Source organism: Lactiplantibacillus daowaiensis, from assembly GCF_005405085.1.
Lineage (GTDB): Bacteria > Bacillota > Bacilli > Lactobacillales > Lactobacillaceae > Lactiplantibacillus > Lactiplantibacillus daowaiensis.
The window spans coordinates 124,109-131,588 of record NZ_BJDJ01000006.1; the positions used below are offsets into that span (position 1 = coordinate 124,109).

Below are 7,480 nucleotides of genomic sequence, written 5' to 3' on the forward strand. Positions count from 1 at the left end.
ACGAATCGACCAGAAAAGTCCACCTAATATCAAAAAAGTCCAACGAAAACGCTCGGAATTCTCGGTATACTAACGTTGTTAATTAATAACGGAGGGGGTTCCAACATGCGGAAGCAATTATTATCTATTATGACAGCGGTAACAGCCGGCTTGATGTTAACCGCTTGTTCAACCAGTAGCAAAACCCAAACTGTCGAGGGGACAGGGAGTGGGAAACACGGGGACATCAAAGTTGCCGTAACTTTTAAGGGCGACAAGATCGAAAAAATCAAAGTGCTCAGTCAAAACGAAAATAAAGTTTTGTCGAAGCCAGTTTACAGCCAACTTAAAGATACGATCGTGGCAAAAAATTCGACCGATGTTGATGTTGTCAGTGGGTCTACGGCCACCAGTAAAGGTTATATCGCCGCTATCAATGCCGCGGTTAAAAAGGCTGGCGTGACCTTGAAGACTACCAAGACAAAGACGAAATCAACTGATCCAAAAGTTGCGAAGACTAATAACTTCGATGTCGTCGTGGTCGGTTCTGGCGGTGGGGGCTTTAGTGCCGCGATTGAAGCCAAGCAAGCTGGTAAGAAAGTTGCCATTATTGAAAAGATGCCAACAGTTGGTGGGAACACGTTAATTTCCGGTGGGGAAATGAATGCCCCCGGCAACTGGGTCCAAAAGAAATTAGGCATTAAGGGGGATTCAGTTAAGAGTTACTACAAAGACACCATGAAGGGTGGCGACTATCTTGGCGATCCGAAGATGGTGCATATCTTGGCTAACAATGCGCTAGGATCAGCGAAGTGGTTACGTGATGATATTCACGTGAAGTTTATCAATGATCAACTCTTCCAATTCGGTGGGCATAGCTACAAACGGGCCCTGATTCCAGTTGGCCATACGGGTCAAGAATTAGTGACGAAGTTGGATAACAAAGCGAAGTCGTTGAAGATTCCAATTTATACGAATACTAAAGCTAAGAGTTTAATCAAACGCAATGGCCGCATCGTTGGGGTCAAGGCACGCTATCAAGATAAGAAGAATGTGACCTTTAATGCGAAGAAAGCCGTTATTTTAACGACGGGGGGCTTTGGGTCAAACGTCAAGATGCGGACGAAGTATAACAAAGAATATGATAAGCGCTATAAATCAACGGATACGGCCGGTACGATGGGTGATGGGATCGTGATGGCACAAAATGTTGGTGCTAAGTTGACCAACATGAAGTATATCCAAACGTATCCAATCGCTAACCCTAAGACTGGGATGATTTCATTATTAGCGGATACCCGCTTTGACGGCGCCATCTTAGTAAATCAACAAGGAAAACGCTTTGTTGAAGAATTGGAACGGCGTGATGTGATTTCGAAAGCCATCTTGAAACAAACTGGTGGCTATACGTACCAGATTTGGAATGATAAGATTGACGGAATTTCAAAGACGAAGGCTGCGCATAAAGCAGAATACAACGAATTGATCAAAGAAGGCTTGCTCTATAAGGCTGATACGATCGATGAATTGGCGAAAGACTTCAAGATTGATCCAGCAACCTTAAAGGCGACGATCAAGAAAGTTAACCACTATGCCAAGACTGGTAATGATAAAGATTTCCATCATCGGGCTGGCTTAGTTTCCTTAGCTAAAGGGCCTTATTACATTGAAAAAGCCGTGCCATCTGTGCACCATACGATGGGTGGGCTGGTCATCAATGAAAAGACCGAAGTGCTCAACGAAAAAGGTAAAGCCATTCCTGGCTTGTATGCTGCGGGCGAATTAACTGGGGTCATCCAAGGCTCTAACCGCTTAGGTGGTAACGCGATTGCAGATATCATTACCTTTGGCCGGATTGCAGGTAAAACTGCCGGCAAACTCTAAATTACGGTTACACTCCTAAACCCGAAACGGCGAACTTAAGACCAGTTCGTCGTTTTTTTTTTGCAAAAATATATAGCGCTTACATTTAAGGGTAGCGTCAACTAAGGTAGTTGCGCTAAAATAAAAATAGAACGAATTCGGAACCTTTAACTTGTCCAGTACCTAACTACAGGTTGTAAGCTGATTTCATCTTCAAATTTATTGGACAAGGAGTTTTCGATATGATTGCGATTTTAATTGGGTTAACAATTGGGATTGGCTTACCCATTCAGACCAGCATTAACTCCCGGCTACGTGAATCGGTCGGGTCACCATTTTTAGCATCATTAGCGTCATTTACGATTGGGACATTGTTTTTAGCCGTTGTGACCTTAATACTTGACCATACGTTATTATTTTCAGCCGGGTTATTTACGAGTCAGCCTTGGTGGATTTGGCTGGGTGGATTCTTTGGCGTGATTTATTTAACCGGGAATATTTTACTCTTCCCTAAGCTCGGCAGTGTGCAAACGGTGATCATGCCAGTTTTAGGGCAGATCTTGATGGGGTTACTCATTGATAACTTTGGTTGGTTCGGGTCCAAAGTCAGCGCACTGACCGTGACGCGCGGTTTGGGCGCACTACTGGTGTTGTTAGGTGTGATTTGTACTGTGGCGTTAAGTAATTACTTGGCGAACCATCACAATAATGCCGATACTAAGCCAGCGGCTAGCCTGTGGCTATGGCGGTTAACTGGGGTTCTAACCGGGATGCTAAGTGCCTCGCAAACAGCGGTCAATGGCCATTTAGGCGTTGTATTAGGCTCGTCTTTAAAAGCGGCATTCGTTTCATTTCTTGTTGGGACAGTTGCCTTGGTGCTGATTGTTGGCGTGACGCGCACACCGCTACATTTAACGATACCAGCTGGTGCTGATCATAACCCGTGGTGGATGTGGATTGGCGGCATGTTGGGGGCATTATATGTGCTTGGTAATGTGGTCTTAGTGCCAATCGTCGGCACCGGCTTAGCCGTTGTGATCGTGCTAGTTGGCTTGATGACCGGGAGCTTGTTAATTGATCAATTCGGTTGGTTAGGGGCTAAACGGCATCCGATTACGTTAGTACAAGTTGTTGGCCTGGTGATTATGATCGCTGGCGTGGCGTTGATTCGATTATTTTAGGCGCAAAATAGCATTTAGTTTTAGCATAGTAGGAGTCAATACATTGTTGAATGTGTTGGCCCTTTTTGGTAGTGAGATCCTTTTATGGCTGTCACACAAGCGGGTGGATGCCGAACCACAAGGACATAAATTGCAAATTCAGTGCAATGAAGACAAGACGGTTGATATCAGAATAAAATATGAAAAAGTTAGTTCAGTTAAAGATGCTCTAAGAGAAGTTCCGGATAGACTTAAAAAGAATTTAACACAAGGAAAATTACAGGATATGGCAAAGGCCGTTTATCGTGCTGCACAGTCATTAACGTAAGGAGAAAGACATGATTGCATTTATTAATATGAATCATAAAGATGTAAATGTTAGTATCGATTATATCGAATTGGCGGAGAAAGTTTGGGGATTTAACGAGAGTGAAACGCCAATTTTTGTGAATCATGATGGTATTAAACTTGACTCTCAGAATGAATTTTACTTTGGCTTCTCGTTATTTTTATCGGACTATACTAAAAAGTGGAGAGCAATAAAGGGTGGCTGGGACTCAACCGAATTGATGGTCAATCAGATGAAGGTCGATTCGAGTAAACTTGTGATAATGACTGCTTTTGAACAGGAGCTTTTAATCAATCAAAAAGGATTCTACAATCTAGTTGCTTATATTGCTGAACATGTTAATGGTGAAATCATGGTCGGAGAAAACGGTGATTGGGTTAGCGTAGCTACTTTCACTAACCAGTATCGCAAGATTATGATCACCCCATTTGCCGAAGCAGTCGATAAAAGCATTGAATATGGGAGCCAACATGAACCTGGGAGAGAAGAACCCGGGATGGACCGGTATTTTCGTTGATTAGTGAAGAATGGGGAAGTTAATGATTGCATTTGTTAATATGGATCGTAAGAATATAAACGTTAGTATTGATTATATTGAATTAGCCGAGAAAGTTTGGGGATTTAACGAGAGTGAAACGCCAATTTTTGTGAATCATGATGGTATTAGGCTAGATGCGCAAAATGATTTTTATCTAGGTTTTTCTCTGTTTTTAATAGATTATACAGAAAAATGGCAAAATAAGAAGAAAGGTTGGGATGCGACATCCTTAATTGTACGGAAAAGTCCAAAAAATTCAAATCAAATTGTGATTATGACTGCCTTTGAACAGGAACTCTTAATCAATCAAAAAGGATTTTACAATTTAGTTGCTTATATTGCTGAACATGTTAATGGTGAAATCATGGTCGGTGAAAATAGCCAATGGATTGATTTAGCAACTTTTACTAACCAATATCATGAAATTATGACCATATCATTTTCCGAGGCCGTTAATAAAAGTATTGAATATGGGAGCCAATATGCGCCAGGTAAGGAAGAACCAGGGATGGACCGGTATTTTTATTGATTAGCGAGGAAGTGAAAGCTAATGATTGCATTTGTAAGAATTGAAGATAGCAGTGTTGATGTTAAGATTAGCTATACAGAAGTTGCTGAGAAAGTTTGGGGATTTCAGTATAGTCATATACCGATTTTCGTAAACCATGATAATTATGGTATTGATTCTAATGATGGTTTTTTTCTGAGCTTTTCATTATTTTTGTCAGACTATACGAAAAGATGGTTATCAGTCAAAGGTAGCTGGGACTCGACAACATTGACGGTACGTCAGGTTAAAGGTAATTCAGATCAGATTGTTGTTATGTCTGGGTTTGAACAAGAACTGTTGATCAATCAAAAAGGATTTTATAATTTGGTCGCTTATCTTGCCAAGCGTGTTAATGGTGAGATTATGGTTGGTGAAAATGGTGATTGGGTTAGCTTAGCCGCTTTCACTAACCAATATCGCAAGATTATGACCACCCCATTTGCCGAAGCGGTCAATAAAAGCATTGAATATGGTAGCCAATATGCGCCAGGTAAGGAAGAACCCGGAATGGACCGGTATTTCTTTTGATTAAGTGAATTATTTAGCATCTTGTGAGCTATGGAGCATCATTTTCATAGCTCGCAAGGTGTTTTTTTAATGTAAAAACAACTTCATTAGCTAAATTAAACTAATATTAGCTAAAATAGTTCGTCCGCAAACCATGATAATAACCAGTGTCAACAAGTTAACGAGGTGATCGACCAATGGATGCGGCGCAACCACGATTAACGCAGTTAGCAAACGGTGAGCTGATCGTTGCTAATTTGACAGTGGGTGCGGTAGTTGGGTTTAAAACATTTTCGTTTACGACCCTGGCTCAGATTACCGTTACGCTTAAAAGTACGGGGCAAGGAGCGTTGGTCGTTTCAACCACGCCTACTGGTCAACCAGTTGCTACCATTCCAGTAGCGCCCACCATGCAGCAGTGGCAGGCACTATCTGCGGCGACAGTCCCATTAGTCGGCGAACAAGCCTTGTACTTCAAGTATCGTGGTACCGGTGCAATCGCGTTCAAAGACTTTACGTTAATCAACTAAATCAGTCTATTAAAAGTAACTCAAGTTGGGGATGGTGCCCAATTTGGGTTATTTTTATTGTTGACAAGCGCTAATAATCGCAGTAATATAGTTCGTATACGAACAAGGCAAAGAAGGTGACGTCATGTTAGATCCACAAACAACGATTTTGTTTCGGGTGCGGAATTTATCGTTAAGTTTAGATAAGTATGTCAAAAAGACGAATGCCGTTTTTAATCGCAAACCAATCTCAAAATTGCAGGGCATGGCTGCGGGCTATTTGTTCCAACATCGTGATCAAGAAATCCATCAGCGTGATTTGGAACAAGCGATGGGTATTAGTAAATCAACCGCCAGCGGGTTAGTGAGTCGGATGGTTAAAAACGGTGTTATCGTCACTGCACCGGCGACCGATGTGCGCTACAAACGCATTTTCTTAACGAAAGCGTCGATTCAGGAAATGGCGACGATTGACGCTGCGGCCCAAAAGATGGAAGCAACATTAAGCCATGGTGTTAGCGATGCCGATTTAGCGACATTCTTTAAAGTAATGGCGCAAATTCAAAAAAATACTGAATAAGTATTTTTTTATGACTAGAGTTCGTATGCGAACTTAAGCAAACTAAGGAGTGACAGCATGTTCAAATTATTAAAACGATTAAATCGCCGCGAATATGGGATGATTCTGATCAGTCTGGTCTTTATCGTGGCCCAGGTCTGGTTAGAATTGAGTATTCCGGGCTATATGTCAACCATCACCACTAAACTAGAAACGGCCGGGACCACTGTTAGTTCGATTCTAAAACCCGGTTTAATGATGTTATTGTATTCGATTTTAAGTGTGATTGCCGCCGTGATTACCGGTTATTTTGTGGCTAAAATCGCTGGTGGTTTTACGGCCCGATTACGGCAAGATGTTTTCAATCAGGTCATGGATTATTCAACACAAGATATTAAACATTTCTCAGTGGCGAGTTTACTGACCCGGACGACCAACGACTTAACGCAGATCCAACAATTTGTTGCGATGGGACTACAAGTCATCATCAAAGCACCGATTACCGCCGTTTGGGCGATTTGCATGATTGCGGGGAAGGGCTGGCAATGGACGACGGCGACAGCCATTGCGGTTGTTGTACTCTGCATCATGTTGACCTTTATCTTAACAAGTGTGCAACCGAAGTTTCGGGCTGTCCAAAGTTTGACTGACCAGTTGAACTTAGTGACCCAAGAAAATCTGACAGGGATTCGGGTGGTCCATGCTTATAACGCCGAAGCTTATCAAAATGACAAGTTTAATCAGACCAACGATACTTTAACCACGACTAATAAATTTGCTTATCGGGTCTTAGCCTTAATGAGTCCGGGCATGAGCTTCATCTCCAGCGCATTGACGTTGGCGGTTTATACGATTGGGGCTGTTATTATCAATGAAGCCGCCGGCGCGACGCGGTTAACGTTGTTTAGTAATATGGTCGTCTTTTCATCATATGCCATGCAAGTTATTATGGGGTTCTTATTACTATCGATGATTTTTATCTTATTGCCACGAGTCACGGTCTCGGCCAGCCGGGTCAATGAAGTTCTAGCTATCCAGCCAAGTGTGACTGCACCTAGCAACACGACGGTAACCCCAACCCAAACTGGGACTGTCGAGTTTAAAGATGTTAGTTTTAGTTATCCAGGGGCCGAACAACCCGCGTTGAGTCACTTGTCATTCAAAGCTGAACAAGGCCAAACGATTGCGCTGATTGGTGCCACTGGGAGTGGCAAGAGTACGGCCTTGAATCTGATTCCACGGCGCTATGACCCGACAGCTGGTCAGGTTTTAGTAGATGGTGTCGACGTCACGCAATATGCCACGACTGATTTAAACGACCGTTTGGGTTACTTGCCACAAAAAGCCGTGTTATTTAGTGGCACGATTAAAAGTAATTTGGATTTCGGGACTAGGGTCCGTCTTAAAACTACTTAAGTAAGATGCAAATTGAGGCAATGTAGACCGTAGCCAGATAAACATGAGCG

General features: G+C 42.5%; 9 protein-coding genes. All 9 read left to right on the forward strand.

Annotated elements, in window-relative coordinates; all coding sequences use genetic code 11:
• The first annotated feature begins 105 nt into the window (after nt 1–105).
• Complete coding sequence (locus FFM75_RS05710; RefSeq protein WP_137628221.1) at nt 106–1,863, forward strand: flavocytochrome c; 1,758 nt, start codon at nt 106–108, stop codon at nt 1,861–1,863.
• Between the two features lie 221 nt (nt 1,864–2,084).
• A complete protein-coding gene (locus FFM75_RS05715) occupies nt 2,085–3,023 on the forward strand; it encodes a DMT family transporter (protein ID WP_137628222.1) in 939 nt (312 codons plus the stop codon).
• Between the two features lie 43 nt (nt 3,024–3,066).
• Nucleotides 3,067–3,330, forward strand: coding sequence for a hypothetical protein (locus FFM75_RS05720; protein WP_137628223.1), 264 nt, complete (start codon nt 3,067–3,069; stop codon nt 3,328–3,330).
• Nucleotides 3,331–3,340: 10 nt separating this feature from the next.
• Nucleotides 3,341–3,868, forward strand: a complete 528-nt coding sequence (locus FFM75_RS05725; protein ID WP_137628224.1) for a hypothetical protein — start codon at nt 3,341–3,343, stop codon at nt 3,866–3,868.
• Between the two features lie 22 nt (nt 3,869–3,890).
• Nucleotides 3,891–4,418: a hypothetical protein gene (locus FFM75_RS05730; protein WP_137628225.1), complete on the forward strand. Its 528-nt coding sequence runs from the start codon at nt 3,891–3,893 to the stop codon at nt 4,416–4,418.
• A 21-nt stretch (nt 4,419–4,439) separates the two neighbouring features.
• Nucleotides 4,440–4,967, forward strand: coding sequence for a hypothetical protein (locus FFM75_RS05735; RefSeq protein ID WP_137628226.1), 528 nt, complete (start codon nt 4,440–4,442; stop codon nt 4,965–4,967).
• A 176-nt stretch (nt 4,968–5,143) separates the two neighbouring features.
• A complete protein-coding gene (locus FFM75_RS05740) occupies nt 5,144–5,476 on the forward strand; it encodes a carbohydrate-binding protein (RefSeq protein ID WP_137628227.1) in 333 nt (110 codons plus the stop codon).
• A 124-nt stretch (nt 5,477–5,600) separates the two neighbouring features.
• The gene (locus FFM75_RS05745; RefSeq protein ID WP_137628228.1) at nt 5,601–6,035 is read left to right on the forward strand and encodes a MarR family winged helix-turn-helix transcriptional regulator; all 435 of its coding nucleotides are present in this window, start codon (nt 5,601–5,603) and stop codon (nt 6,033–6,035) included.
• Between the two features lie 57 nt (nt 6,036–6,092).
• Nucleotides 6,093–7,430 carry an ABC transporter ATP-binding protein gene (locus FFM75_RS05750; protein ID WP_137628229.1) on the forward strand — a complete coding sequence of 446 codons (1,338 nt, stop codon included), beginning with the start codon at nt 6,093–6,095 and terminating at the stop codon, nt 7,428–7,430.
• Nucleotides 7,431–7,480: the final 50 nt, after the last annotated feature.